General features: G+C 60.4%; 17 protein-coding genes. 9 read left to right on the top strand and 8 right to left on the bottom strand.

From position 1 onward, the window contains the following. Positions 1-72: 72 nt before the first annotated feature. Positions 73-993, bottom strand: coding sequence for a diacylglycerol kinase family protein (locus tag DL891_RS01075; RefSeq protein ID WP_111718800.1), 921 nt, complete (start codon positions 991-993; stop codon positions 73-75). A 286-nt stretch (positions 994-1279) separates the two neighbouring features. Here DL891_RS01075 and DL891_RS01070 point away from each other — a divergent pair, with 286 nt between their 5' ends. After that, positions 1280-1654, top strand: coding sequence for a hypothetical protein (locus DL891_RS01070; RefSeq protein ID WP_157962345.1), 375 nt, complete (start codon positions 1280-1282; stop codon positions 1652-1654). Positions 1655-1952: 298 nt separating this feature from the next. Here the strand turns inward: DL891_RS01070 and DL891_RS01065 are convergent, their stop codons facing one another. The 5 genes from DL891_RS01065 to DL891_RS01045 all read right to left on the bottom strand — a co-directional run bounded on the left by DL891_RS01065 (position 1953) and on the right by DL891_RS01045 (position 8965). Further along, a complete protein-coding gene (locus tag DL891_RS01065) occupies positions 1953-3464 on the bottom strand; it encodes an HNH endonuclease signature motif containing protein (protein WP_111718562.1) in 1512 nt (503 codons plus the stop codon). Positions 3465-3573: 109 nt separating this feature from the next. Continuing rightward, positions 3574-3963: an RNA-binding S4 domain-containing protein gene (locus tag DL891_RS01060; protein WP_111718561.1), complete on the bottom strand. Its 390-nt coding sequence runs from the start codon at positions 3961-3963 to the stop codon at positions 3574-3576. A 143-nt stretch (positions 3964-4106) separates the two neighbouring features. After that, positions 4107-5936, bottom strand: coding sequence for a fibronectin type III domain-containing protein (locus DL891_RS01055; RefSeq protein WP_111718560.1), 1830 nt, complete (start codon positions 5934-5936; stop codon positions 4107-4109). Next, entirely contained in the window at positions 5937-7127 is a 1191-nt protein-coding gene (locus DL891_RS01050) for an acyltransferase family protein (protein ID WP_111718559.1), read from the bottom strand. It abuts the gene before it with no gap. Then, positions 7103-8965: a glycosyltransferase gene (locus tag DL891_RS01045; RefSeq protein WP_111718558.1), complete on the bottom strand. Its 1863-nt coding sequence runs from the start codon at positions 8963-8965 to the stop codon at positions 7103-7105. The genes DL891_RS01050 and DL891_RS01045 overlap by 25 nt, the downstream gene beginning before the upstream one ends. Before the next feature lie 162 nt (positions 8966-9127). Between DL891_RS01045 and DL891_RS01040 the strand changes: the two genes are divergently transcribed. Beyond that, positions 9128-11617: a cell wall-binding repeat-containing protein gene (locus tag DL891_RS01040; protein WP_111718557.1), complete on the top strand. Its 2490-nt coding sequence runs from the start codon at positions 9128-9130 to the stop codon at positions 11615-11617. A gap of 57 nt (positions 11618-11674) precedes the next feature. Here DL891_RS01040 and DL891_RS01035 read toward each other — a convergent pair whose 3' ends face one another. Then, positions 11675-13384 (bottom strand): CDP-glycerol glycerophosphotransferase family protein, encoded by a 1710-nt coding sequence (locus DL891_RS01035; protein WP_111718556.1) that lies wholly within the window; start codon positions 13382-13384, stop codon positions 11675-11677. Positions 13385-13643: 259 nt separating this feature from the next. On the opposite strand from DL891_RS01035, the gene DL891_RS01030 reads away from it, so the two are divergent. The 5 genes from DL891_RS01030 to DL891_RS01010 all read left to right on the top strand — a co-directional run bounded on the left by DL891_RS01030 (position 13644) and on the right by DL891_RS01010 (position 22508). Further along, on the top strand, positions 13644-15950 hold the full coding sequence (locus DL891_RS01030; protein ID WP_157962344.1) for a glycosyltransferase family 2 protein: 2307 nt from the start codon (positions 13644-13646) through the stop codon (positions 15948-15950). 131 nt (positions 15951-16081) lie between these two features. Continuing rightward, a complete protein-coding gene (locus DL891_RS01025) occupies positions 16082-18742 on the top strand; it encodes a CDP-glycerol glycerophosphotransferase family protein (protein ID WP_111718554.1) in 2661 nt (886 codons plus the stop codon). Between the two features lie 320 nt (positions 18743-19062). After that, positions 19063-19335: an SGNH hydrolase domain-containing protein gene (locus DL891_RS17740; RefSeq protein WP_368665609.1), complete on the top strand. Its 273-nt coding sequence runs from the start codon at positions 19063-19065 to the stop codon at positions 19333-19335. 162 nt (positions 19336-19497) lie between these two features. Beyond that, the gene (locus DL891_RS01015; protein WP_157962343.1) at positions 19498-20604 is read left to right on the top strand and encodes a hypothetical protein; all 1107 of its coding nucleotides are present in this window, start codon (positions 19498-19500) and stop codon (positions 20602-20604) included. A 101-nt stretch (positions 20605-20705) separates the two neighbouring features. Continuing rightward, positions 20706-22508 carry a methyltransferase domain-containing protein gene (locus DL891_RS01010; RefSeq protein ID WP_198668716.1) on the top strand — a complete coding sequence of 601 codons (1803 nt, stop codon included), beginning with the start codon at positions 20706-20708 and terminating at the stop codon, positions 22506-22508. Between the two features lie 59 nt (positions 22509-22567). On the opposite strand, the gene DL891_RS01005 is transcribed toward DL891_RS01010, so the two are convergent. Beyond that, complete coding sequence (locus tag DL891_RS01005; protein WP_232818937.1) at positions 22568-24022, bottom strand: bifunctional cytidylyltransferase/SDR family oxidoreductase; 1455 nt, start codon at positions 24020-24022, stop codon at positions 22568-22570. A gap of 190 nt (positions 24023-24212) precedes the next feature. On the opposite strand from DL891_RS01005, the gene DL891_RS01000 reads away from it, so the two are divergent. After that, on the top strand, positions 24213-25841 hold the full coding sequence (locus DL891_RS01000) for a bifunctional 2-polyprenyl-6-hydroxyphenol methylase/3-demethylubiquinol 3-O-methyltransferase UbiG (protein ID WP_157962342.1): 1629 nt from the start codon (positions 24213-24215) through the stop codon (positions 25839-25841). Next, entirely contained in the window at positions 25838-26080 is a 243-nt protein-coding gene (locus tag DL891_RS00995) for a hypothetical protein (RefSeq protein ID WP_111718550.1), read from the top strand. The genes DL891_RS01000 and DL891_RS00995 overlap by 4 nt, the downstream gene beginning before the upstream one ends. Positions 26081-26099: the final 19 nt, after the last annotated feature.

The raw sequence follows: 26099 nt of genomic DNA, 5'->3' as shown, positions 1-26099 counted from the left end.
CACGACGAGATGTTCCAAGGGTTGCCTGCGCACGTCAGTTGTTGCATTCCCGAGTTCGCGGCCATCGGATCCCTACTGCGGTGGGGTGAGTACCAGAAGTGCCCTCGGGCGAATCTCGACCCGCAGGGGGAGCGCGCCGACACGCTCGCCGTCGGCGTAGGTGACTACCTCGTCTGCCTCGATGCGAACCGACCGCGCGCGCACGATCTGCACCCTCGGATCGGTGATGTGAGTGCCCTTGAACACGCGAGGGAAGATTCGGAGGAACGCCAGACGACCCAGTGGTTGCACGATCAGCACGTCGAAGAGCCCGTCGTCGAGTTCAGCTTCGGGGGTCACCAGCATCCCGCCGCCAATCGAGGTGTTGTTGGCCGCGAGGACGAGCATCGCCCGAGTGTGCATTTGCGTGCCGTCGAGTGTGATCCGGTACTGGATCGGTTTCAACATTGCCAACTCACGCACCAGGGCCACGTTGTAACGACTTCTGCCGCGTGGCCAGCGCATTCGATTTGACCGTTCGTTGACGATCGCGTCGAATCCGGCCGAGAAGACACCGGCGAACCAGGTCACGGCTTCTTCGCCGTCATAGACACGGCCGACGTCGATTGCTCGTGCCGGCTCGTTGAGCGCTCCAAGAAGCGCCGAAATGGCTGCGGCCGGATCATCGAGCGGAATTCTGAGCCCGCGTGCCATGTCATTGCCGGTGCCCGTGGGGATGATGCCCAGCGGAATTGTGCCTTCGGCGAGCAGGTTGGTGCCGAGACTCACCATGCCGTCGCCGCCGACCACGATCAGAGCATCCGGAGCCTCGACATCGGCGAGCGCGGCGGTGGCCAGATCGTGCAACCGGGTCTGGTCTGGGTCTTCGAGCACGGTCACCCGGTGCCCGGCTCTTTGCAGTGCAGAAACCACTTGCGGTCCTACGTGCCGATTCCTGCCGAACGACGCCGCCGGGTTGACGATGACCACGAGGCGCCGGAAACTGGTGGTCATGCCTTGAGTGTATGGCTGACCGCGGGCGCCCCAGATGCACTGCCCGCGCACGGCGTGGAAATCGCAAGTTCAAGCGAACAACCTGTCCCTCCGGTCTGGGAGCCGCAGTTCGACCGGAGTAGAATCAGCGTGAAACGCGCCTTGAGAGCGACGCGATCGAAGCGATCGGAATACTATGTTTGATCCAACTCAAGATGTCGATTTTGCATCAATTCCTTGGGCTGAGCTCATCCGCGCACGAACTTCGGACGAGCTCCAGCGAGTGTCGTTGGCAACGATCAGTCGTGTGGCGACAACGATCGGCGCGGAGCGAGTGCGTGAGACACTTCAACACGCCGCTGCTGAGGCCACCGTTCGTTTGGAATTGCGATCCGAGAACGACGAGCGGTCGTCCGGCTTGGGCGAGGGCAGCAATCATGAACTGCTGTTGTTCGCCGCTGACCTCGATGATGCGTGGCGTTCCGTACTGCGGTGGATCGAGATATGGATTGCGATTCACGGTGGTGACCCCGTCTTGGAAGAAAGTGAGCGCGCGCTGGTGGCCAGTGAAGTCGAAGTGGTCGGTGCCATCAGCCGGTTTGCCCGCGCCGCTGGCTTGGATTCCGTCCATGAGGCCGCACACGGCGTACTCAATAAGGTTGCCAGCCAACGAGAGCGCTGACACTGGTGATTCAGAAGTCTGCAGGGGCCTGATTCGGCTGGATGCGGGAGTGGGAATACTGCACGGTTAGATGCGGCTGACCCATTGGTTTGAACGCTGCCGGGCCTGATAAGGCTGACCAGGGAGTCAGAACGTCGCCGGACCCTATAGCGCCGACACGTGGGTGAAACGTTGCAGAGGCTGACTAGGGGGAGGAAAGCCCGAGGAGGCCGACGCGTGGACCACAAAGGTTGCAGAGATCACCCGGCTTCAGCGCAGTCTGCCCGGGCGGCCTTCCTGCGTCGCGCGGTTGGGGTGACTACGTGGCCTGAACCGAAGCAAGTCTGAGCTCGTTTCGGACAGGGGAATCCGACGTCGCCTCTGCTGTCGCCACTGTCACCGGCGAACCTGGGTGAAGCCGTGACTTGCTGCGCAGCGGGATCGGTCGACGCTTCGGATCCTCGGATTCCGGCGGGATCAGTTCATACTGCACCTTGCCCACCCGAATGATCTTCCACTTCTTGTTGTGGAGTAGCAGGTGATGTCGTTTGCAGAGCAGGATGCCCAGCCCGATGTCGGTTCTGCCTCGATCTCGTTTCCATTGTTCGATGTGGTGCGCCTCGGTCCACGAGGGTGGCCGGTCACAATCGGGCCACATGCAGCCGCCGTCTCGCGCGGCGAGGCCCTGCCTCTGACGCTGATTGAACAGTCTCAACTGCCGGCCCACGTTTACGCACTCACCACCATCGTCGAACATGATGGGAACGGCTCCCGATGAACACAGCTCGCGTTCGATCGTTTCGATCGGCACTGCGTCGGGGTGACCCTCGATGAATCCGTGTTCGAGGCCTGTGCGGGCAGCTTCAAGTGAGGTCTCCCTGACGATGAGCTTGACCGTGGGGCTGGATCCGCAATAGATCGTGCCCGGGTCAGCGTTCACCGCCACATGGAGCAGTTCGACGAGCCCTTCGGCAGCGATGCGCTCAGTGGTGCGAGGGTCGTTCAGCACCCTCTGGTACCACTTTTTGCTCGGTTCTTTGACAAAGCGGGGGCCGCCGGTGCGAGGAGAGATCAACTGGTCGACGATGTCTTTGACGAACATGCCGTTTTCGGGATCGAGCAAAAACCGGCCAGCCACCATGCCGTCGGTCTGCACCCACACTTTGAGAGACTGTCGTTCGCGCTTGTTCTCGGCGCGGGCCGCGATCCCCGCGGCGTCGATCTGGTCCCGAGCCCACCGCGCCTCCTTGTGGGCCTGGTCGGCGTTCAGGTGCGCGCACTCGGCTATGAGTGAGACAACAGCCTCGGCCAGCATCTCGGCGGTCACGCCGGGTGCGGGTTCGCCGAGCCCCTGCCGGATCGAGTGAGCGGTTTCAGCTCCGATCACCCCGCCCGCAACCGCGGTGCCGAGAGGTGAGTGCCACACCTGGCCGGTGGCGGCCAACTGTGCCAGAGAGTCATCTTCTGGGTTCTGGGCTGACTGGACGGCGAGTTCTATCGCGGCCTCAGCCTCGGCCACCATTGTTCCCACCCTGAGACGACGGCGTGTTGCTTGCTTGCCGTCTCCGGTCAGGCTCTGCAACATTGCCTCGGAGTTGACGTGCCCCCTGCGCCAGGCCAGGCCGTCTTGCCCCAGCATCCGACTCGACCGACGGTCGATTTCGGCAGCTGACAACGACGCACTGTTCTCGGCCGCACGCATGAGGGCTGTGGCCGCAACATGGGCGGCGGTCAGATCATCATCGGAGAGGGCGGCGTAGGCGGCAGCACGCACGCCGGCTGCCTGGACTTGGGCAACCAGTTCATCGAAGAAACTTCCGATCTCTGACATATTTCTATGATAAGGTGAGCCACTGACATTCGAATATAATGTCGCTAAGCTGTGGACATGAGGTCAAAGAACTATCTGTGGAGGAGGCATCCGTCGGCACGGGATGCCGTCAACGCCCACGCAGCTTCTCCAGGTCTCGGCGCTCGCGCTTTGTGGGGCGCCCGGTGCCGCGGTCCCGCTGTGGCGCGATCGCGGCTTCTTCGCGCGGCAATGGGGCCGGCGTGAGATCGGTCACTGCCGCCGCGGCAGCCGGCGCTCCCACCCGCTTGACCAGCAGGTGCTTCACGATCAGGATGCGATCAAAGCCCGCTATCCGAATCCGCACCTCGTCGCCCGGCCGTACCGCCTGGGCGGCCTTCGCGCGCTCCCCGTTCAGGCGCACATGGCCTGCCCGGCAGGCCGCCGTGGCAAGCGACCGTGTCTTGAAAACGCGCACGGCCCAGATCCATACGTCGAGGCGAACGCTGCTCAACGCGGCGGATGACGAGGGGGATGCCATCCTCTGACTCTAGACGGCTCTCCTCTGAATCGTTGAGGCGTTGAGGCGTTGAGGCTCTGAGACCCTGAATCGTGCACTGGGGCACTGGGGCACCGAGGCACGGAGGCACTGAGCTCACCGAGAGCAGGACCGGAGCGCCCCGGTTACTTGACGACGGGCATTCTCAGATGGGCGACGACCGGCCGGTGATCCGATGCCTCATTGGCGCGCAATTTGCCGCTGGCGGTGGTGTCGAGCACCACGGTGAACTGCTCGACTCCAATGTCTTCAGAAGCGAGGATGTAATCAAGCTTGGTGCCTCGCTCGCTGCCGTCAGAACCGCCGAACCGGCTTAAACTGTTGAACTCGTTGTTTGTGGTCCTCGCTGCAGAAAGATCGGTGCGGGCAAGGCCCATTTCGGAGAACATGTTCAACGGAGTCTTCTCAGCCCGGCTGTCGAACGTGTTCAGATCCCCCGTCAGGACGACAGGCATTCCCCCCGGGTTGATCTTCTTCAGAGCTTCGATTATCGCCTGGCTCTGGTTGAATCGTGCCTTGTTGCGGTCAGCCCCTGGGCCGTTTGACAAGTGGGCGTTGACCACGAGAAAGCGCGCCTTCGACTTCTTGTCTCGCATTTCCTGCCAGACCGCAGCCCGTGTCGACGTGTCACCGGGCACGTAGGCCAGGTTGATCACTCCGTGGCGCACGGGCTCGAACTTCTTTGCGTCGTACAGAATGGAGGTCCCCAGGTGCGCTGCCTTCGACTTCGTCAACCGGGGCTTCGTCAGTGAAGCAAGATCGTCGACCTGGCTGCGTGCCCCGGCCGGCCCCCTCACGACAGCGCTCGCCTCCTGCAGGCCGATCACGTCTAGTTTGGCCGCATTGATCAACTCAGCCACCCGCGAGCGACGCGATTTCCAGGGCTGCCCTTCCGGATCGTATCGGGTACTGCGCACGTTGTAACTGGCGACCTGGAGCGGGATCGTGGCGGCATCGGACGCCTGCGCAGTCACCACCGCATCCCCCAGCACGCTGGCATCGCCGTTGACAGCCCGCACGCGAAAATAGCTGATTGCTCCTGGGCTCAGGTCGTTGACCGTCAGCCGCGTGTAGGCGAGCGGAACCCGGTATTCATTCTCCGGATGAATGAAGAACTCGTCGGATGCCCGTTCCACCACGTACTCCTGCGCGTTCATGCTTGGCTGCCAGGCGACTGTCACCCCAAGAGATGATCGGCCCGAAAGTGTCACTGCGGCCGGCTTGGTCGGGAACGTATTGCCGACAGCCGTTGCCGATGGCGGGGAGAGGTTCTCGCCATTTTTTGATTGCACGCTGAAGAAGTAGTCGCGTCCGTACTTTTCGACGGGGAGATCTTCAATAGTCACCGCAGACAGCGTGGCTTCATGTTCGACACCACGCATGGGCTCGGCTTTGTCTGTCGACTGGGTCACGGTGTAGCCGGTCGCCCAGGTGGCAGGCTTCCAGGTGACTCGCACGCTCGTCGGCGAGAGGGGGGTGACTTTGAGCCCAACCGGGGGATCCACCGGCCGAAACTGCGTCGTGACCGACTGCGGAGTGGTTGCCTCGCCGGCGAAGCCCAACGCGTTGAACGAGTTCACTTGGTACCAGTATTCGTTCCCATTGCTGAGCCCCTCGGCGCGAGCGTGTGGTTCGGTGTTCACTTCGCTCCACACCACGTCGCTCATCGCTGAGTCGGTCGCGACCAGAAAGCTATAGCTGGCTGCATTCTCCGCGGCTGCCCACTCCGCGTCGAGCGTCTCATAGGATGCCGTGGTGTGCACGTCTGTCGTGTGCGAGGCGGTAGCGACGGCGGCGTAGGCGGCTTTGCCCCACGGGTAAGCGAGAATGGTGCCGACGGTGCCGGCGACTGTAATGGCGACAAATAGCAGCACGCGACGAAGCCATCGGCGGCGGCGCTGTTCCATGTGCGGGTCGCGCAAACTGGTCTTGGTCGACGGAAAATCCTTTGTCACTCATCCACCGCTATGATCTTGCTGGCGCCCGTGCGGTGTTGGTCTAGCACGTGGTTCCAGAATTTCGTCGACTCGAGGGTCCTTGGGGTGAACCTCGAGAATTTCACTGTCCGGTCCGTTCACCACATCGTCGAACCGGGGCCGGGGCCGGGACCGGCGCAGGCGACCGATCAAATTGATCGGGTCGAGCAGCCACCGGGTTGCCCGTTGGACGGGGGGAGTAGCCAGCGCGAGCGAAAGCACAATCCCGGCAAATATCAGTCCAACGACGGAAAAGAGACTCCAACCTTTCCAATCTCCAATCGTGAACTTGAGTGGGTACACGATCGCAACGTGCAACAAGTAAACGCCAAGACTCGCAGCTCCGAGAGAGGTGAGGAGATTGTGGCGCCGCGGTATGAGAGTCAGTGCGGCCAACGTCAGAACGAATGCCGCAAGGAGCACGCTGCATCGCAGGATGATCAGCTCAAGGTTGGACATGTCGAAATCACTTTCGCGACCGGACATGTATAGCCAACGGCGTGCGATCCAATCACGCAAGAAATAGGTCCCAATGAATGTCGACGCGAGCAACATTGCCGACAGTGACCGAACCCAGAGCGCGCTCGTGGCCTCCTTGAAACGCTCCAGTCGTTCCGGCGTCGTCATTAGCCCAAGGGTGAAGAACGGCAGGAAGGAGAGAATTCGTGCGCCACTCAGATCCTGCGAAATTCCGCCGTACGTGACGGAAAGAACGGAAACAACGATCGACACCAACAGCGGATGCGGAATAACGCGTAGCAACGGAGTCATGAGCCTCCACGCCGCCAGAGCCAACAGATACCAGAGCGCCCAGTTCGGCTGAAAGAAGTTCAAGCTGAAGGCGCCACCCATCGACCATCGCTCTATCGAAATGATCGTTTGAAAGACCATGTAGGGCGCGATCAGAAGTGTAATGAGCGAGAGGCATTGCTTGCGCGTAGCCGTGAAACTGCGTGAAAGATAGCCTGAGAGTGCAACGAACGCCGGCATGTGGAACAAGTAGATCCATGTGTAGGCGCCATCAGCTGCTCCTGAAGGCGTCACGTTCTCTAGAAGATGCCCTACGACCACGAGGGTAATGAGCACGACTTTAGCGTTGTCGAGAAAGGGGTCCCGGGGTTTGCGGGCAGCGGTTGAGGCGCCTGTCACCGTCGGAACGTCTTTTCCCACTCATCCACCGACGTGATCTCGGGCGCGGCCGCACGATACTGATCGCGCAACCTGTCCCAGTTCTTCTCGAGTGCACGGTTCAGGCGCATGCTTTCCCGCCACAACCCGCGAAAGCGAGCACGGTCGCGCGTGTACCAGGATGAGCCTGTGCCGTCGCCCGTGTCGACCAGTGCGCTGTCGAAGCCCGGCACGCGCCACCAGGTGGCATCACGTTTGGACAGACGAACCTGGGGCGCGTCGACATCCTTCTGCCGGGGAGACGTGAACCAGTGCCTCAAGGTTTCCTTGCCGATGAACAGCAGAAGCGCGCGACCACGGGGGCCACGCTTCTCGTCAGCTGGATAGGAGCGTTCGCCCTCGTTAGCGGCGGGGGCCTCATCGTGAGGATACACTTTCGTCTCCGCGAACGCGGCTGCAGACCGGCGCACCTCGCCGAGCTTGGTGGGCATTGCTGCGTGCAGCCCGGCCGGGCCGTCGAGAACGTCTCGAAACGCCTGGTGTCGTAGCGTCACCGTGTAATACTGCATCGACAACAGGTGCTTGAGGTCTTGTTTGCGATATTCGCTCAGCAGCGTCCCGCCCCGAGGAGCCGGGGAGTGCAACAGCGCAGCGATCAGCCGGTTGCGCGCATGGAAGTAGGCCTGCCAGTCGAGCGAGTCATCCTTATCGAGCCACGAGATGTGCCAGAGTGCTGCGCCGGGGAGCGAGACGGTCGGAAAACCGGCGTCGGCCGCGCGCAGACCGTATTCGGAGTCGTCCCACTTGATGAACAGCGGCAGGGAGAGTCCAACGGTGCGCAGAACGGTGGTCGGGATCAGGCACATCCACCAACCGTTGTAGTCGCCGTCCTGGCGGGCGTGCAACCACGGGGTGTCTCGCAACGATTCCTCGGCGAAGTCGTGGCGCTCCTGGCTGGGGTCGGGTGAGCCCCACACGAATCGGTTGCGGTCGACGATCTCGCTGAAGGCGTGCAGCACCGTCTTGTTGTTGAGGTCGAGCATGTGCCCGCCGACGATCGTGGGGGAGGCACACAGGCGCGCGAACTGTACCGCGCGCAGGATCCCTTCGGGCTCCACCTCGACGTCATCATCGAGCAGCATCACGAACGCGGAGTCTTCCCGTTTGAGCGTTTCCACCATTCCGCGGGAAAAGCCGCCCGAGCCGCCCAGATTCGCCTGGTCGATGATCTCCAGATGCTCCCCCAGAGCGGCCGCAACAGCCGGGAAGGCCTGCTCGTCGGCGACCTTCTTGTCGCCCTGGTCGATGATGAAGATCTTGTCGACCGCCGCGAGCAGGGCGGGGTTATCGGCGAGCGCCTCCAGCGTGCGCACGCAATAGTCCGGCTTGTTGAACGTGGTAACGGCGATCGAGAGCAGACCAGCGGTTACCGGCGCCTGGGCGGTCTGCCAGGATGCCGCGGTGATCTCCACATCTTCATCCGCCGCCACATCGAACCAGTACCAACCACCGGACTCGAAGCCGGTGAGGGAAAGCTCGAAGTGGCTGGTGGATGCCCCAGAGATCGGGCGCGAGTCGACGACAGACGCCGCGCCCTCGGCATCCGAGCGCATCACAGTGATCGTGCCGCGGCCCGTGGTTGCCACTTCGAGGGTCACCTCGCGCACCACGGTCCAGTGCGCCCAGTACCCGGCGGCGAACGCGTTGAAATAGCTGGCAAGTGACAACGTCTCACCGGCAGACACGTGGGCAACAGTGCGCCCCGTGACCCGGGTAGACGGCGCGGAGTGTGCATCGAGATACAGGGGTCGTGCGGTGCTGGAGTCGTCGGCGAAGACGAGATTCTGCAGTATCGTGAGCGGCGCGGGCGAGTGTGTCATCTGTTCTATTCTGCCGTTCCTCGCGTGACACGGCGAACCTCGGGCTGGCGGGTTCGCAACTCGCCCGGTGAGGTGAGCCACGATCTGGGGCCAGCATTTCCCGGGTTGCCTCTGTTAGCGTGGGGCAGGTCTTGTGCACAACAACTTCGGGAGACCCACAGAATGCGACGTTTTTTAGCCCTTATGGTCGGCTGCGGCCTGCTCGCCGGAGTACTCACCACGATCGTTCCGGTGGCTTCGGCCGAGGCGGCTACCGCTCCAGCGGTGAATCGTCTGGCGGGGAATGACCGTTACCAGACCGCGGTCACGATATCGAAGGCGGGTTTCACGCCCGGCGTTTCCGTGGTCTACATCGCTACAGGCTCCGACTACCCCGATGCTCTGAGCGCGGCCCCGGCCGCGGGCAACGCCGGCGGACCCCTCCTCCTGGTCGAGCACAACTCGATTCCTGGCGACGTTCTCACCGAACTCAAACGGCTCAAGCCGGAGCAAATTCTGGTGGCTGGTGGTACAGGGGTTGTGACGAACGCCGTGTTCGACAAGCTCAAAACCGTGCAGCCGAACACAACGCGTCTCCAGGGCAGTGACCGATATGCAACGTCGCGGGCGATTGTCGCGAAGGCCTTTCCCAAGGCAACCTCGTTGTACATCGCAACCGGGCGCGACTTCCCGGACGCGCTCTCCGCGGGAGCGGCCGCCGGAGCCAAGGCGGCCCCGGTGCTGCTGGCCGACGGCAAAGCCGCATCTCTCGACACGCAGACCGTCGACCTGATCAAGAAGACGGGCGTTTCGACGGTCTACATCGCCGGAGGAACCGGCGTGGTCAGCACCGGGATCGAAGCGCAGGTCAAGAAGTTCGCGAATGTGAAGCGCCTGGCAGGCAATGACCGCTATGAGACCTCGGTCGCGCTGAACGCCGGATCATTCACGACAGCGCAGTCTGCGTATCTCGCGACCGGCACCTCCTTCCCGGATGCGCTCGCTGGCGCGGCCCTCGCCGGCTCGAAGAGCTCGCCTTTGTTTGTGGTGCCGAAGTCGTGTGTGCCCCAGCAGGCATTGCAAAACATTGGCACGCTGGGGGTTGAGAGGGTTTCGTTGTTGGGCGGGACCGGTGTCTTGACCGCGGCCGTCCAATCGCTCAAGCAGTGCCTCACCGCGATCACCGTCGTCGGCGGTGACCGGTCGATCACCGCAGCCTGGCCGGCGGTTCCCGGAGCCGTGAGCTATGCAGTCGAATACGGCACCAGCTCGTCGCTGAAGGGTGCCAAGAAGATCAATGCGAAGACGGAGCTCTCCCAGCTGATCACCGGCGTAGCCAACAAGGCCAAATACTATGTGCGGGTTCTCGCGATAGGCAGCAACGGTAAGACGCTGACCGCAAGTGCGATCACAGGCGCCACCCCTGAGGCGGGTTACCCACGGGAGCTCAAGGTGAACGTGGTTCCGGCCGGTGAGCACAAGATCAAGGTGAGCTGGACCGGCCAGGGCCGGGCAACGAAGGTGGGGGTCATCGCCGGCTCCGAAGGCGGGATCACGAAGGATGTCTTCAAGTCGGCCTGGTTTCCCGCGACCACCACATCGATCACGCTGACGGTTCCCGCGAACCTTCGGAGCAAGCTCGGCACGGGGTCAGGAAACCCGATCCACGTGAAAGTTGCGACCTACAATTCGGCATCCGCCAGCAGTTCCATGCCGAACACGAAGAATGAGGCGGCCGGTTACCGACTCTCGTTGGCGGGCTCACATTCGTACACGTCGCCGACAGCGGCGAGTGGCACCAAGCTCAGGGTGGCGACCTGGAACGTGCACAGCGCGGCGGCTTCGGCAAAGATCAAGGGATACACCTGGAAGGACCGCCGAAACAAAGTGGCCGCGGGCATCGTGAAGTCCGGTGCGTCGGTGGTGGGAACCCAGGAGCTGACCACCGGCGATGCGGGCCTTGGAAACGGCAAGACCCAGTTGCAAGACCTCACCGGCCTGGTGAAGGACTACCGTGTTGCCGGCACAATTCCCCCCGCCGCCGACGGCACCAATGGCGCCCACCTTCTCTACAAGCCCGCGGTCGTGAAAGTACTGGCCAGCGAGTACGTCTCGCCGAAAAAATTGCTCGGCAAGACGTGGCCCAGTAATCTCGATAACCGCTGGTTCTCCTGGGCAAAGTTTGAGATCATCTCATCCGGGAAGCAGTTCGTCGCTGCCGCCGTGCACCTCCCGGCGCAGAACGACGCACCCGATGCACTTCGTGTAGCAGAGGCGAAAGCGATCGATTCGTATCTGTCCCAGAAGGCGGGAGAGCTCCCTATCGTGCTCTTGGGCGATTTGAACTCCAGCTTTGAAGAAATGCCGAACGGCGCACAGACTGCATTGAGAGACGCGGGGTACTACGACGCCAGCGCCGCGACGAAACGCTCGAACCCGAAACATGCGACGGCGAACATCACGAACCAGATCGACAACAAGGGCGCCAAGGGCTACCCGTTCACGGCGTTCGCCTACAAGTACACCGCGCCCAGAATCGACTATGTGATGCTGAAGAAGGCCCCGGGCGCCTTCGAGTACGTGAACCAGATTGTTCTGAAGAGCGGGAAGATCGACCCCGCCTACCAGGGTTCCGATCACAACCTGCAGTGGGCCGATGTCGGGATCAGATGATCTGGCCTCAGCTCTCACGATCTGAGGCTCTACCGGCCGTAAGGCCGGAGGTTCGGTTCAGACGAACTTTGTTGCTTCCGTGAGAAACGCATCGGCGTAGTGAGCCGGATCGAAGTCGCCCAGGTAGTACGACTTCAGCGCGTGGCGCTGCTGCTTCAGGGGGTCGGTGCCGAGAAGCAGATCGAGTTGAGCCTCCAAGTTCTCCAGCTGGCGGTCGAAGAGGTAGGCGACCCTGGCGATCGGAAACTCGTCCACGAACGTCGCGATGCTTGCCGTCATGCTCGCCATGGCGAACGGCTTCTCGCTGTAGAGAAAGTCGGGCACCACGCTGGAGACATCAGAAATCAGGGCATCCGCGGCGTTGAAGCACTCGGTCATGCCCAGAGTCTTCTCTGCGGCCTCACCCCAGCGGTGCGGGCGACCTGTTGCGGCGGCGTCCTGGGCCAGGAGACTCTGAATGCGGTCTGCTTCCGCCGCGTGCGCCTTGTTGCGGCGGGTGTAAGGATGACTGCGGAAGATGACTGTGCAGCCCCGCTTCACGAGCCCTTCCACGATGCCGTATCCCACGGGAAGCGAACTGTAGTCCGAGTCGGCGTTGTGTCCGGCCCAGGTCGGAGCGTAGAGCACCGTCAGTCCCGCTCCGCTGGAGGTGGCCGGTCCAACCTGGATGCCTTCGACCTGGGGCCGGCCGACGATGGAGAAGAACTCGCGGGGTACAACCACCCCGTGGTTCGCGAAGCGGTCGATGGCCGCCTGGCCTGCGACGAAGTTCTTGTCGAACATGCGGAAAACCGGGTTATAGCTCGGAGCCTTATCGCTGTCGCCGTGATTCAACTGGATGTGAGTGAGCTCCGAGAACCGCACGAAGTGTGAATTGCGTACCGCATTGTTGGTGTAAAAAGCAGTCTTGAGAGTCGGCACGATCATCGCATCGAGGTCGGCCATCGTCTTGCGCAAGAGTACGGGGGCGCTGGTGAGCGCACTCACCGCGTGAAACGTGCCCTGGTTGCGCACGATCACGAAGAACTTCTTGTTCAGCCGTTCCAAGTAGGGCAGCCACATCGAGAGTTGGTATTCGGTGCCAAGCGGCGCATCCCAATGCACGGCGAAGGTCGGAGCCAACTCAGTGAGCGAGTGGCGGATGCGCCTTTCGGCGATACGTCGCGCCCGAATGCGGTAGATCCCGTCGAGCAGAATCACGGCGCTCGGAACGGCAGCCACAACTGTGACCGCCATGCCGATCCACGCGGAAGCCCCGGCAAGTGACGACGCAGCGAGAACGAGCAGGGCCGCGGAATTGATATAGAAGATCCAGGCGGCAGCGAATGGGCACTTGTTGGGGATGGTGATTCCGGGGAGTCTGACGGAATGTGGGATAGCACCCCAGGCGACGCGCGCGCAGCTGATCTCGGCGGCGATCAACGCAGCCAGAAGGCCGGTGGCGAGCCAGACGACCCACAGTGGTGACTCTCCCATGTACAACGCACCGACGGTGACGGCGATGATGACGCGGGATACCGTGAACTCCCCAGTCGGGCGAATATGCTGAGTGCCCTTTTTTATCCGACGGAGGTGCGAACTGAGAGAGAGTACGAACGAGATCCCCGTCAACGCAAGAACGACCCACGTCGTTGTACCGGCCAGAAGGGCAGAGATACCGGCGATGGCGAAGATATTGGTCAGTAGCTCGTATCCCGCTGCTGAAGCAAATCGCTCAGCGAGCGATCCGCGATCCGTCGCGTTGCCAGGAGCCCGGTCAGTCGTCATCTCCCGAGACCAGCTCCTTCAGGGGTTTGCGTGCGTAGTCGATCAGGCTTCAAATGTCAGCAGCACCCGGCCGTCTGATGAGCCTCCCCAAAAATAGCATGGGGAGGAGGCGAGCTGCGGCGTGTGCGAGTATGGACGCGGGCTGGCCGATGGGCTGCCGGAGTCAAGAATTGAGAGCAGCAGCCAGATGAGCCTTTGGCAACGACTGAGAAGCGGCGTCCGACGGGCAATAACAACGGTCGCCCCGAATGCACCTTCGGTGAGTGTCATACTTCCTTTCTACAACGTGGAAGGCTATCTTGCCGAGAGCCTGGCATCGATCGTGAATCAAACCTTGCGCGACATCGAGGTGATACTGGTTGATGACGGTTCAACAGATGGTTCAGCGGCTATCGCCGCCGAACTCGCAAACCGTGACCCGAGAGTGAAGGTGCTGACCCAGGCCAATTCCGGCCCAGGGGCAGCTCGAAACGCCGGCGTCGCGCGCGCACGGGGGCAATATGTATCTTTCGTCGATTCTGACGATCGACTCCCGCGCGATGCGCTCGCAGTGCTCGTGCGCTCTGCGCGCTCCAATGATGCAGATATCGTTGTCGGGGCGCTGAGCCGATTCGACTCCACTCGTAAATGGGTACCGGCCTGGGCCAAGGGCGTGCACTCGATTTCCCGCCAAGGAATCACGCTGAGGGAGTTCCCTGCGCTGTTGCGCAACAACTATCCCGTCGGCAAAGTTTATCGGCGTGAGTTCTGGAACCAGCAGGGGCTGAAGTTTCGGATTGGTGTCATCTATGAGGATCAACCGCTGATTGCGCAGATGCTCAACCGTGCTTCATGTTTGAACGTGCTCACCGATGTCACCTACGAGTACCGGAGACGGGAAGATCGCTCGTCGATCAGTCAGCGCCCCGAAGAGTTGGCCGATCTCATTGATCGAGTTGCCGCTTGGGATCTCAGCCTCGAGACGCTTCGCGCCGAAGCCTCGAGTGAGGTCCTCGAGGGTTGGTACGACACGATTTACGGCACGCATCTGCACTGGTACTTGAACAATGACTCCATCGCAGATGCTGAGTATTTTCAGATACTGCGCTCGGTGCTCCAGAGGCTGCGGGAGCATGAGCTATCGGGTGCGCTGGTGCGAGTTTCGCCAGAGAAGCGAGTTGCCCTGCTGCTTCTTGACTTGGGTTTGAGCGGGCAGCTGAACTCTTTCCGTGAGGGCGGCGGATACGAATTGTCGAATTTTCCGGCCACAGTATCGCCCTCCGGCGTTGTCCACTCCCTTCCTTTGACCGAGGCCACCCTCAATACCCTGCCTTCTGACGTGTTGTTGACTCGACCGGACCAGATGACCTTGAGACAACAGTTGGTTCGTGGTGCCTGGGTCGGCGACCAAACCGACTTGACGCTTCGGCTTTCTGGCAGCGCGTCTATCCCCGGGGTCGACCAAAAACTGCAGCCGAATCGCGTTGAGGTACTGGCGACGAATAGGTCGAATGGTGCGGTCACCCATGCTGTGGTCCGTCAGTCGGATGAACCGGCGTTAGTTCCTTCGAAGGCAGCGGGCTCCGCAAACACCGTGGGTCGCGGTTATGTCGCAGAGTTCCGAATTCACGACCTTGTCTCTCGACTCAGCGACCCCAGCGAGTGGACACTTGACGTGCGCGTATCCGCAGGGGGCTTGAGCATCACGGAGGCGCTGGGAAACATCTCCTCCCGGGGAGCCCTGACAGAGATGGGCTCGCGCATGGTGGGGCAGGGCCTTCGACTAAGGTTCGTGACGAACCCCAACCGACATGTGGGCGCAAAGCTGCTTCTTGAAAGGCCTGCGTGCATCGTCGGCAATGTTCTTCTCGACGAAAGGCAGATTCGAGTCACTTTTCGATCGACTGACAATCGTCAATTCGTGAAAATGATCTTTCGAGCAGATTCTTTCGAAACCAAGCATGTGACACGCGTGAGCAAGCTCGCAGACGGCCAATTGGAGGCTGTTGCTGACCTTCCATTCCTGGCAGAACAGGACTCGACCGCGAAGTCGGTGTCTTGGACAGTTCGTGTTGAGGATGTGGCCGGGAACCAGGCGGCTCTCAGCTGGGCGGAAGGCAGAACCCATTCGGTGCCGGCAGGAACGGGAACGCTGAGGGCTTACGGGGCCGCGACCGGAAACCTCAAGCTAGAGGAGTATCCTCAGGGGTGCATTTTCTTGGATGCGGTCACATCAGACGCACCGAGGTCCTTGGGCTTTTCTGGGAATGTCATTTTGCCTCCACAGACCACTATCGTCGGAGCGCACGTTGCGGGCCTGGCGACGCACGCGACGGTCACAAAATCGGAGCAAAATTGGTCCGTCAGGCTTGACATCTCCGATCAGATGAGCTCTTGGACCGTCTCGAGTGACGGAGAGCTTGAAGTTGCACTCTTGGCCGCTCGCGGCGGAAAGGCCGAGCCACATTCGGTACCGGTAGTTCTCGGCGCACAGGCGTTACGGGATCTGCCACTGCCGATCAGGGATACTGACCTCCTGGCGGTGCGTAGGAGTGGACGAACTCTGTGCCTCAAGAAACTGACATAGGTATTGCCAGTTACCGCTTATCGGCGAGTAGCGAATAGCCTCATAGGATTCCCGGTTTTCGCTGTCGCCCGAAGCCAGCATGTTCAGAGCCCTTCCAAGGGGCAGATACCAATCCGTGAAGGAACTAATTCGTGACCACCCGGCAGTTCTCTGTAATTTCTCCCGTTTACAACGTCGCACGGTACCTTCCCGACTACTTCGCTTCGCTCCAGGCTCAAACCGTTGGCATTGAAAGTCTCGACATAACTCTGGTTGACGACGGCTCGACAGACGAGTCTTTGCGCCTTTGTGAAGAGTTCGCGCGGAAGTTTCCGAACAACGTAAGAGTCATCCATAAAGAGAATGGCGGGCAGGCCTCTGCAAGAAATAGAGGCTTGACGCTGGCATCTGGCCAATGGGTTTGTTTCCCTGACCCTGATGATACTTTGAGTTCCAATTTCTTCGAAGAAATTCGTGAATATATGGGTGCCCCGGAAAGCCGTAACACAGTGCTGTTCGCTGGCCACATAATCATGTGGCACGAATCACCCGAGCGATTTGTCGACAACCACCCAACTAGCTTTCGTTTCAGGCTTGGCAATTCGACGACAAATCTCATCGGGAAGCCCAACTTTATCCATGGCAACGCGGTCATGAGTTTCTTCAAGCGCGAAGTCATTCAAAATAATGAGCTCAAGTTCGATGAGAAGTTGAGATCACGATTCGAAGATGGAAACTTTATATCGCGGTATCTGTTGGCAGCGCCCGCGCCCGTGATCGGACTGGTATCTGAGGCCCACTACTTCTATCGTCAGCGCAGTGACGGAAGTTCGACCGTCCAGAATAGTAAAGCGGATTCTCGCTCGTACACGGATGTGCCGAAATCTGGCTACCTCAATGCGTTGCTGGCCGCCCAGCAGAGCGCCGGTGAAGTTCCCCGGTGGCTCCAGACCCTTGTAATTTATGACATCCTTTGGATGTTCAAGAGTGATTCTGTAAACCCGTCTGGTGCTCGCTCCCAGGCCCCGGAGGTGCTTGCGGCCTTTCACCGCACGCTCGAAGAGGTCATGGATCACATTGAACCGGAAGTCGTGCTTGGCTTCGACATGATGAGAGTTCCGCTTTGGATGAAGGAAGCACTCGCTTATGGGTACAGCGAGGAACGTTATCTTGGCAACGTGTACGTTGGGCCGACGGATGCAGATCGAAACCTTCTACAAATCAGGTATCGATACACCGGTACTCAGCCACGCGAGGATATCTATGTGCGTGGCGAATTGGTCGAACCGCGATTTGCGAAGACCCAGCTTCGAAGGACGATAGGGCACGATGTCATTAAGGAACGAAGACTCTGGGTCACATCGCTCGGTGTGATTAGGTTCGAACTCGATGGCAAACCGCAACCACTGCTGACGAAAGAAGTCGACTCAAGCAACTTCAAGTTCAGGCGTAGTCAGGTGTTGGAGGCCGAGGCCAACCAAGCGGTCAGAGGCATCCCGCCGCGGTTTCAGAAGGTACACGGGCGTATGTCCTCCCACTTGGCCCGCGCGACGAAAAATTGGGCCAAGAAGCAGGCTCAGCGTTTCGAGCTGGCTAACATTCAAGACGTCTTCCTGGGGATCACTTTGCGCCAAGTGTGGATCCGTAGGAGATATCTCGATGCCTGGGTTCTGATGGATAAGGACAACGAGGCAAATGACAGCGCCGAACAGTTGTACCGCTGGATCAGGGAGAACAAGTCCGACACCAAGATCTGGTACGTGTTGCGACGTGATTCTCCGGATTGGTCGCGACTGAGTCGAGACGGTTTCAAACTCATCGAGTTTGGATCCTATCGCTGGAGACTCCTCCTCCTCTCGGCCGCTCATGTCATCTCGAGCCATGTTGACCATTACATTTCGAATCCGTTGCCGGCGAGCCGCTACGGAAAGCCCCAATGGAAGCTCACATTTCTGCAACACGGAATCATCAAAGGGGATCTGTCCCATTGGTTGAACGGGAAGAATATTGACCTTTTTGCTACGTCGACGCAGGCCGAACATGACTACATAAGTGGGACGTCGCCGTTTCGATTCGGCCCGAGGGAAGTGAAGCTCACAGGTCTGCCCAGGCACGATGCGCTGTTGGAAAAGAGCAGCGGGATTGCTGCAGGGGAGATCAACCAGATTGTCATCGCGCCGACGTGGCGGCAGTACTTGGTCGGAGCTGGCAAGAAAACGATCACGGACCGTGAATTGAACCCGAATTTCGCGTCGAGCGAGTTCGCGCATCAGTGGAAATCCCTCCTGCACTCGGAAGGATTGCGAGACTACGCACGCCGGAATGATCTGAAAATCGTCTTTCTCCCCCATCCGAACATTCAGCCTTATCTTTCCAGTTTTGATGTCCCTGACGATGTTGTGGTCCAGAAGTACGGTGACAACGATATTCAGGACATCATCTGTCGTTCATCGGTCATGATCACGGACTATTCATCACAAGCGTTCAACATGGCGTATCTCGGGCGACCCGTCGTGTATTTTCAGTTTGACAAGGAGATCTACGAGGCAGAACACACTGAAGGAAAGGCGTACTACGACTATGAAACGGACGGTTTCGGCCCGGTTGTTTCTACGTGTGATGAAGTTGTAAATTCCCTGCACACGTTAGAGAACAACCCTTCGGCGAAGCGAGAGTTTGTGGCGCGGACGTTGAAAACATTTCCGGTAAAGGATGGGAAGAATTCAGAGCGAGTGTTCAACGCTATACGCCAGCTTGATCGGCCCTTGTCGTTTTCTCGGGGTTCTGTAGCCGCGGCGAGAGACCAGTGGTAGATTCTCGGAGTTGAAGCGTGTGGTGGCTCAGGGCGTTTTCCTGGAGCGGAGGTTTGCCAGAAGCTTATTCGAAACCCTCCGACCTTTGGAGAGTGCCCTCGTCACAAGACCTCTACCCCTCACGGGGCTGGCATCGGTGTCGTCGATGGTGAGGTTCCAATAACCAGACTTCTTAACCGTGGATGCGTCCAATTTGTAATACGGCTTGGTTAGAGAAAGGTGTGGACGCTCCCAAGCATGGTCACGACGAATGACTTTGGCGGGAACTCCCGCAGCGACCCGAATGGGCGCGAAACTCGTTCGCGTGGATCGGCTCGGCCTTGATCGCAACGTGTGGTCTCGTCATTGACGGAGCGCCAGCATTCCCAGAACTGTTCCTGGATCGCGCGCCGCTGTTGGACGAAGTCGAGCTTCCAGATAGAACAGCCTTCGTTGATCTTTCTGACTCATTCTGTTCCGAGAGCACCTGCGAAGCTGACGTGGGGAACATCCTCGCGTATCGTGATGATGACCATATGACTGCCACGTACTCAAAGACCCCTGCGCCCGCATTACGTGCCCAGTTCAAAGAACAAGCGAGTTGGCTCTTTTAGCCGGACATGACCATCACCGTTCAAGGCCCGTCGTTTCGCGCTCGCATAACATTCTGGCTGCTGGCGTCGACCTTCGCTCTGCTGCAGACAGTAGTCGTTGTTTGTTCGCTGACCCTGGACAGGCTGAGGGAGTCTGAGAAACACAGACTGGCAGTATCGAGCGTGCCTCGTGACGTTTTCGCGGGTTCGGGTCCCAGCTACGCCAGCGACCTGGTAACGGCGACAGGCGCGTACGCCCCAGTTGGCTCGATTCCCCTGTTGCCCGTGTCCGGTGCGTTGGCATTCGGGTTAGACCCGGTGGTCAGCGCTCGAGCTACCATGATTCTCTTCTTCGGTGCACTGCTCGTGGGTGTGTGGTTGTGCGGCATCCGTCTCGGTGGCCGATGGGCGGGTCTCGTTGCAGCGACGACGGCGGTTGTGGTGAGCACCACAACACTTGGCCTGCCGCTGGATGGCTTCGCAATCCTTTCGGGGGTAATCCCCGCTGCGGCTTTCCTCGTGTGGGCCAGTTACAACCTTTCAAAGCGGCCCTGGCTCTCGGGGGTGCTCGCCGGTCTTGCGGTGCAGAGCCAACTCTTGGCCGCACTCGCGATACCAATAATGCTGGTGGTGCTCCTTTCAATACCGCAAGTACGGAAGTCGAAGGCACGGATTCTTCGTGGCTTCAGTTTTACTTTTTTCGCTCTTTTGCCGACGCTTTCGGTGGCGGTGGTCAACCTGATTCGGCTCGGCCCTTCGATCTATTGGGCACATCTGCAGTCGTCCTGGCGGTGGACGGTCGAGGCCGGTATGTCCGAGCCGCTGTCTACAGTCGCCGCGATTGTTCTGTTCGCCGTGGTGCCGCTGCTGATCACGTACCTGTTCCGCGAGTCACTCCGGATCTGGAAACGGGGCAGGTGGGCGGGCCGCGCGCTCGTGATCATGGTCGCGGCGGGCATGGCTGTGTCCACGGCACCCGTAGTTCTTCCGTCCGTGCTCGCGAGAATTGGCCACGAGACTCTGCCGGAGCAGCGAGTTGCGGCGACAGCGATGGAAACGGCCGGCATAACCGCTGTTCGAGGAGACCCGGGCCCCGCTGAAAGTGTCGCGTTCCTTGCGGGCGCGGAGTTTCATGCGTTGGATGATGCGGCCGACTCGATTCCGTTGATAATCGCCAACCCAGCCCGAGGAGAGCTCGGCCAGACGACCTTCAAGCAAATAGTTTCTGAACAGTGTGAACGCGTCGTCGTGCGCGCCGAGAACTACGTCGTCTGCATCGGTGGGCAATAGGCTTTGCGTAAGTAGCGAATGCGGGAGAGCATCCCCGAGAACATCGGCACATGAATACGAGGAGCCTCGCAGGTGGCATCTCAGGTGTAGGAACGAGTTGTGTGACAACTGAACTTGAAGCCAACAGGCGACGCCTCACTTTTTCGACCCACGGCAGCGGGCGCGAGGGGAGCATCGATGTTTTGGTCGACGGAAACCGGATTTGGTCCACCATGCCCGGCACTGCGTCGGAAAAGGGCAAGGTGACTTTGCGATGGCCCAAAGCCCTGGTGCCGTACCTGAGCGGCCTCGGAACGATAGAAGTGCGCGATTCGTCGTCGGGAAAACTCTTGGCTACGTCGAGTGTCCGATTCGGCAGATCGGCGTCGCCGGTAGAAGTTCGCGACGCGCGGGGCCGATGGCTGGTCGTCAACAAATGGCAGCGAATGTCGCCAGCGCTGGAAGGCAATTCCCGCGTGCGCGAACTACTTGTTGTGGACGCTGCTCGACTCACCACGGACCTGCAGACGCTCGGTTACAAGGTCTACATCACGGGCGGCAGCCTGTTGGGGGCGGTGCGCACCGGCGAGATTCTCCCGCACGACGACGATATCGATCTTGCGGTGCTGTTACCCGCCGAGCATCCGTCTGACCTCTCGTTGGCGAGCTTTCGGATGGAAGACGAACTGGAAGGTCTCGGCTACAGGGTGATGCGGCACAGCACCGCTCACTTGCAGGTGCATTTTTCCGGTTCAGCCGACGAATCCGCCTATTACATCGACATCTTCAGCGGGTTCTTCCGCGACGGAATATTCTGCCAACCGTTTCATGTGCGCACTCCCATGGAGCGATCATCCATCGTTCCGACGACGACGATGTCACTGGGTGGCGAGGCGCTGCCCGCCCCGGCGGTGCCCGGGGATTGGCTGGCGGCGTGTTATGGGCCCGATTGGGAGACTCCTGACCCCTCGTTCCGGTTCGAGACGCCGCCGGAGACGCGGCGACGATTCGAGAACTGGTTCGGCACCCTCAACACCCATCGTGACTATTGGCATGACGTTCATGCGGCAAGCGATACACCTGCGCTGGTGGACGGTGATGCCGCACATCTGCGCGCCCTGTCGAGACACTTGCCCAGAAACGCCCCGGTGGTCGATCTGGGCTGCGGAACGGGTGTCGCCACGACTGTCATCGCCCAGCACGGTCATCGAGCAGTCGGCGTCGACTTCAGCGCGCGGGCCCTTGACGTAGCCAAGGAGAACACGGCGGTGCCGATTGATTGGCAGTTGATCAATCTCGCCGACCGACGACGGATGCTCGAATTCGGTGTGGAATTGGTGAAGACCGGGTTGCCGTGGCACTTCAACCTGAACCACGTGCTCGAAGGGCTCACCGGAGACGGCCGCGAAAGCGTCTTTCGTTGCTTGCGATTGGCGCTGGCAGATGAGGCATTCGCTTTCGCGACCGTTGATACAAATTACCTGTCGCGCAAGTTCGAGGAGGGGAATCCGCAGACATGGCATCTGCCGCAGAAAACCCTGCGCGATGAGGCCCGACGCCACGGGTTGGTGGTTGAGACCCTCTCCACTGGTCAAAGATGCACTCCGTACGGTCGGAGACGGACCGCGACTGTGATGCTTCGACGCACGCGACCAGCTGATTCACCCGCACTACCAGAGAAGAATAGAGCCCCGATGAGAAGACTCTTCAGCAGGATATTTGCTCGCATAGCGCCAGAGCATGCGGCAAACCGGGCGGTGATGAATAAGGCCGAGAGCGAAGGAGGCATTGCTGAATTGGTGCGCTCCTACGAGAGGGAGGTTCGTGAGCTTCGTGCCGAGGTCGACGAGGTGCGTAAAGACAGCCTACGGATCGCCGAACTCTACGACCTCGTTTTTGAGCGGTTGAGAGACGGCAACCCCTAGCGAGTTCTAGCGCTGAGCGTATCGACCCGTTGCGGAGTCATCCAGAGTAGAAAGCAGCACTAATCTTTGGCGACAGCAGTGCTCGCACCGCCGCCGCTGTTCTGGGTCACCTTGTGTCCGTTGCTGCGTCGAACGTCGATCACCTGGCCCGTGATGTCGGAGATCAACGTGTCGATCGAGGCCAGCGCAACCTGCTCCGGCGCGAGAAGCGAGCCATCGGGTTCGTGGCCGAATGCCTGGATACGCATCGAGGTTTTCGTGCGTTCCGGATTGATGCAGTTCACCCGCACTCCGTGCTCCACCCACTCTTCAGCGAGAGACTGTGACAAGTTGACCGTGGCCGCTTTGGTCGCGGAGTAGACGCCGTAGTTGGCGCGGCCGCGAGTGTAAGAACTCGACGTGAAGAAGAGCAATTGACCCGAAGTCTTTTTCAGGAAGGGAAGCGACTCCTGGGCGATGATAATGGGCGCCAGCAGGTTGATGGCGATCGATTGCTCGACCGCGGCGTGGGCGGTGTCTTCAAGACTCCCTAGCTCGAGTACCCCGGCGGAGTTCACCACGTAGTCGATGCTGCCCGTCTGGCCATGTACCTCTTTGAGTGCCGCGTGCACGTCGTCACGGTTCTGCACGTGGGTGTTGGTGCTCGACCGGCTGAACGAGAACACGTTGGCGCCATAGAGCAGCGCTGCCTCGGAGATGCTGCGCCCGATCCCATCGCTTCCGCCGAACACCACGAGCGTCTTGCCCGCCATGGCCTCCTCGCGCTCGGTGGGGTCGAGCCCGGCTGGGTCTGCTGACTTCAGCTGGAATAGTTTGTCTGCCACGAAGACGTCGATACCCTCGGTGATCTTCATGTTCTCGGCCGATCCGTTGACGACCGCTATCGGCACATCCGGAAGGTACCTCAAGACGATTGTGCAGTCATCGGTGGCCGCCAGGTGAGGGTCTTTCGCGGCGACCTCATACGCGGCACGAATCGTGGAGAGCAGGAACCCCTGCGGTGTCTGGCCACGTCGCAGCGTGTCCCGCACCGGTACGTCGACGATCACGCCGTGCTCACCGCCGACTTCGATGATGGTGTCAGCCGTGGCAATCGCGGTGTCAACAGCGGCGTAGGTGTCGAGGGCGTCGACGCAGTCCTTGAGGATGCGGTGGTCGACGAACGGGCGCACCGCGTCGTGGAAGAGCACTTTCTTCTCGCCGTCGCCCAACTGGTCGAGCGCCAATTGCGTGGTGTCATTGCGGGACGCGCCGCCGGCGAACACGCTTGTGAGTTTCGCGTATTTTCCCGAATCTCGGATCTCGATGATCGGGTCCATGTGATCGGGTTCCATCATGACGATCACCTCGTCGACGTCTGGCGACCCGTTGACCGCCTCGATGGTGTGCTCAATGATCGTCTTGCCCGCGATGCGGGCCAGCTGCTTCGGCATGCCGAGCCCAGCTCGCACGCCGATCCCACCGGCGAGAATGACGACGACCGTGCGGAGAGTGGGGGCAGTCTTACTATCCAAAGAAATGAAGGTTCCTATTCTGAGATCGCGGGCAGATCGTGAGAGTCTCTGGGGCACTGCTGCCCGTCGGCACCCTGTGATTGTAACAACCGATATGCGATACCCCTGAATTGCGATGACCCGGCAACCAAGCCGACCGTGACCGTGCCCAAGACCCAACGCTCAGGCTCATCCCGTAAAATGTTGGTTCGTGTCTGCACTTCCCCGGGCGCAATTGGAGGACATGGTGCCGATCGGCCGGCTGAGCGCGAGCAGAAGAACCCTCGTGGTGGAGCCTCGCGAACCCATGGGCGATGGCACTGTCGACATCTACTTCGACGGCAGGCGGGTCTGGTCCGTGCGTCCGGACGACCCCAACAAGGCGGGACAGGTTCACTTCCGGTGGCCGAATGCACTGTCCCCATACCTTCAGGGCGTGGCAGAGGTGACCGTCACGAGCTCGGCCACGGGAGACGTGTTCGCCGAGAGCCGGGTGCGGATCGGGCGCAGCACGAAGCCGATCGAAATCAGGGATGCCCAGGGCCGCTGGTTGGCCATGAACAAATGGAACCGTCTGGGGCCGTCTTTCGAGGGCAACGACGATGGGGTTCAGGAGCGATTGCTCGTCAGTGCGCAACGCCTCGTCGCCGATCTGCAGGAGCTCGAATATCCGGTCTTCATCGTGGGCGGAACGCTCTTGGGCGCCATGCGCACCGGAAATCTGTTGCCGCACGACGACGACATCGACCTGGCCTGGATCTGCCGAGAGACCAACCCGCTCGACATCGCGCTGGCCAGCATGAAGATGGAGCGCCAACTCGTTGACCGCGGGTACACCTCAATTCGATTGAGTATGGCCCACCTCCAGATCACTTTCTTCAATAGTGACGACGGCACCGACCACTACGTCGACATCTTCACCGGGTTCTTCATGGATGGCCTGTACGGCCAACCATTTGCACTACGCGGCGAATTGGCTCCCGACGATCTTGAGCCGATCGGCACGATCACCTTGAGCGGGGTGGAGTTTCCAGCCCCGGCGAAACCCGAGGCATGGCTGGAATTCGCCTATGGCCCGAGTTGGCTGGTCCCCGACCCGTCCTTCAGTTTCGAGACCCCCCGGTCGACGCTTCGCCGTTTCGAGACGTGGTTCGGAGTTTTCAACCGCGGGCGTGTGTTCTGGGAGAAGCACTTCGAGAAGTTGCTCGACCGGCCCGACTCCGACGAAGGGTTCGACGATGTCGAGAGGTTCCTGCGTCTTATTCCCCCAGAGGCCCGTGTGGTCGATCTGGGATCGAGCGACGGTCGGCTGACCGAGCGCATCGCGGCGGCCTGCCACACCGTTCTCGGGGTGGACTACAGCTACGAGGCGCTGCGTCTGGCCCGGCGCAGCAAGCCAGACAACGTTGACTATCGCTACCTCAACCTGAACGATTCACACGCCACCCTCGGGTTCACGCTCGAGATCGTCGAGTCTGGCCAACCGTGGCACTTCTTTGCGAACCAGTTGCTTGCCGGGTTGCCCAAGGTCGGCCGCGCGAATGTCTTTCTGATGCTGCGGCACGCTCTGGCCTCCGGCGGAGTGGCGTACGCCAGTTTCGACACCGACTTCGGCAAGCACTATCGCAAGGGCCGACCCGACAGCTGGCACCTGCCGCTGGACTGGCTGTATGAGGAGGCCTCACCGTTCGGCCTTGACCTGCAATTGGTCAACACGGGCCACCGTTCTTCGCCGCTCGGCCGCAGGCAGACGGCATCCGTCGTGATCAGGCGGATGTCTCCCCAGCACGAGGAGCGCGCCATTGAGTCTCAATTCGAGAATGAGGAAACCACATCATGAAACACATCATCGGCAAAACCGCCCGCAAACTCGCCCCGCGCACCGTTGAGAACCTGCTCTTCCTGTCCCGCTCCGGGGCGAAGGGCAGCGACGTGGTCGAACTCCTGCGCGCCTATCAGGACGAGATCAAGGATCTCAAACTTGAGATGAATGAGCTGCGCCGAGACCAGCGACGCATGGCCGAACTCTACGATCTGGTGTTCGAGCGGGTGCGTCAGGACAACCCGTCGGTAGGCTGACTTCCACGAGCGCGATGGT

This window comes from Homoserinimonas sp. OAct 916 (genome assembly GCF_003260275.1).
GTDB lineage: Bacteria > Actinomycetota > Actinomycetes > Actinomycetales > Microbacteriaceae > OACT-916.
Note: the sequence above shows the minus strand (reverse complement) of the source record. Positions and strands in the feature narration are given on the sequence as shown.

Excerpts from the sequence above, each read along its gene's own strand:
- DL891_RS00995 (WP_111718550.1), top strand. The coding sequence starts at position 25,838 with ATGAAACACATCATCGGCAAAACCGCCCGCAAACTCGCCCCGCGCACC.
- DL891_RS01045 (WP_111718558.1), bottom strand. The coding sequence starts at position 8,965 with ATGACACACTCGCCCGCGCCGCTCACGATACTGCAGAATCTCGTCTTC.
- DL891_RS01040 (WP_111718557.1), top strand. The coding sequence starts at position 9,128 with ATGCGACGTTTTTTAGCCCTTATGGTCGGCTGCGGCCTGCTCGCCGGA.
- DL891_RS01060 (WP_111718561.1), bottom strand. The coding sequence starts at position 3,963 with ATGGCATCCCCCTCGTCATCCGCCGCGTTGAGCAGCGTTCGCCTCGAC.
- DL891_RS01075 (WP_111718800.1), bottom strand. The coding sequence starts at position 993 with ATGACCACCAGTTTCCGGCGCCTCGTGGTCATCGTCAACCCGGCGGCG.
- DL891_RS01065 (WP_111718562.1), bottom strand. The coding sequence starts at position 3,464 with ATGTCAGAGATCGGAAGTTTCTTCGATGAACTGGTTGCCCAAGTCCAG.
- DL891_RS01035 (WP_111718556.1), bottom strand. The coding sequence starts at position 13,384 with ATGACGACTGACCGGGCTCCTGGCAACGCGACGGATCGCGGATCGCTC.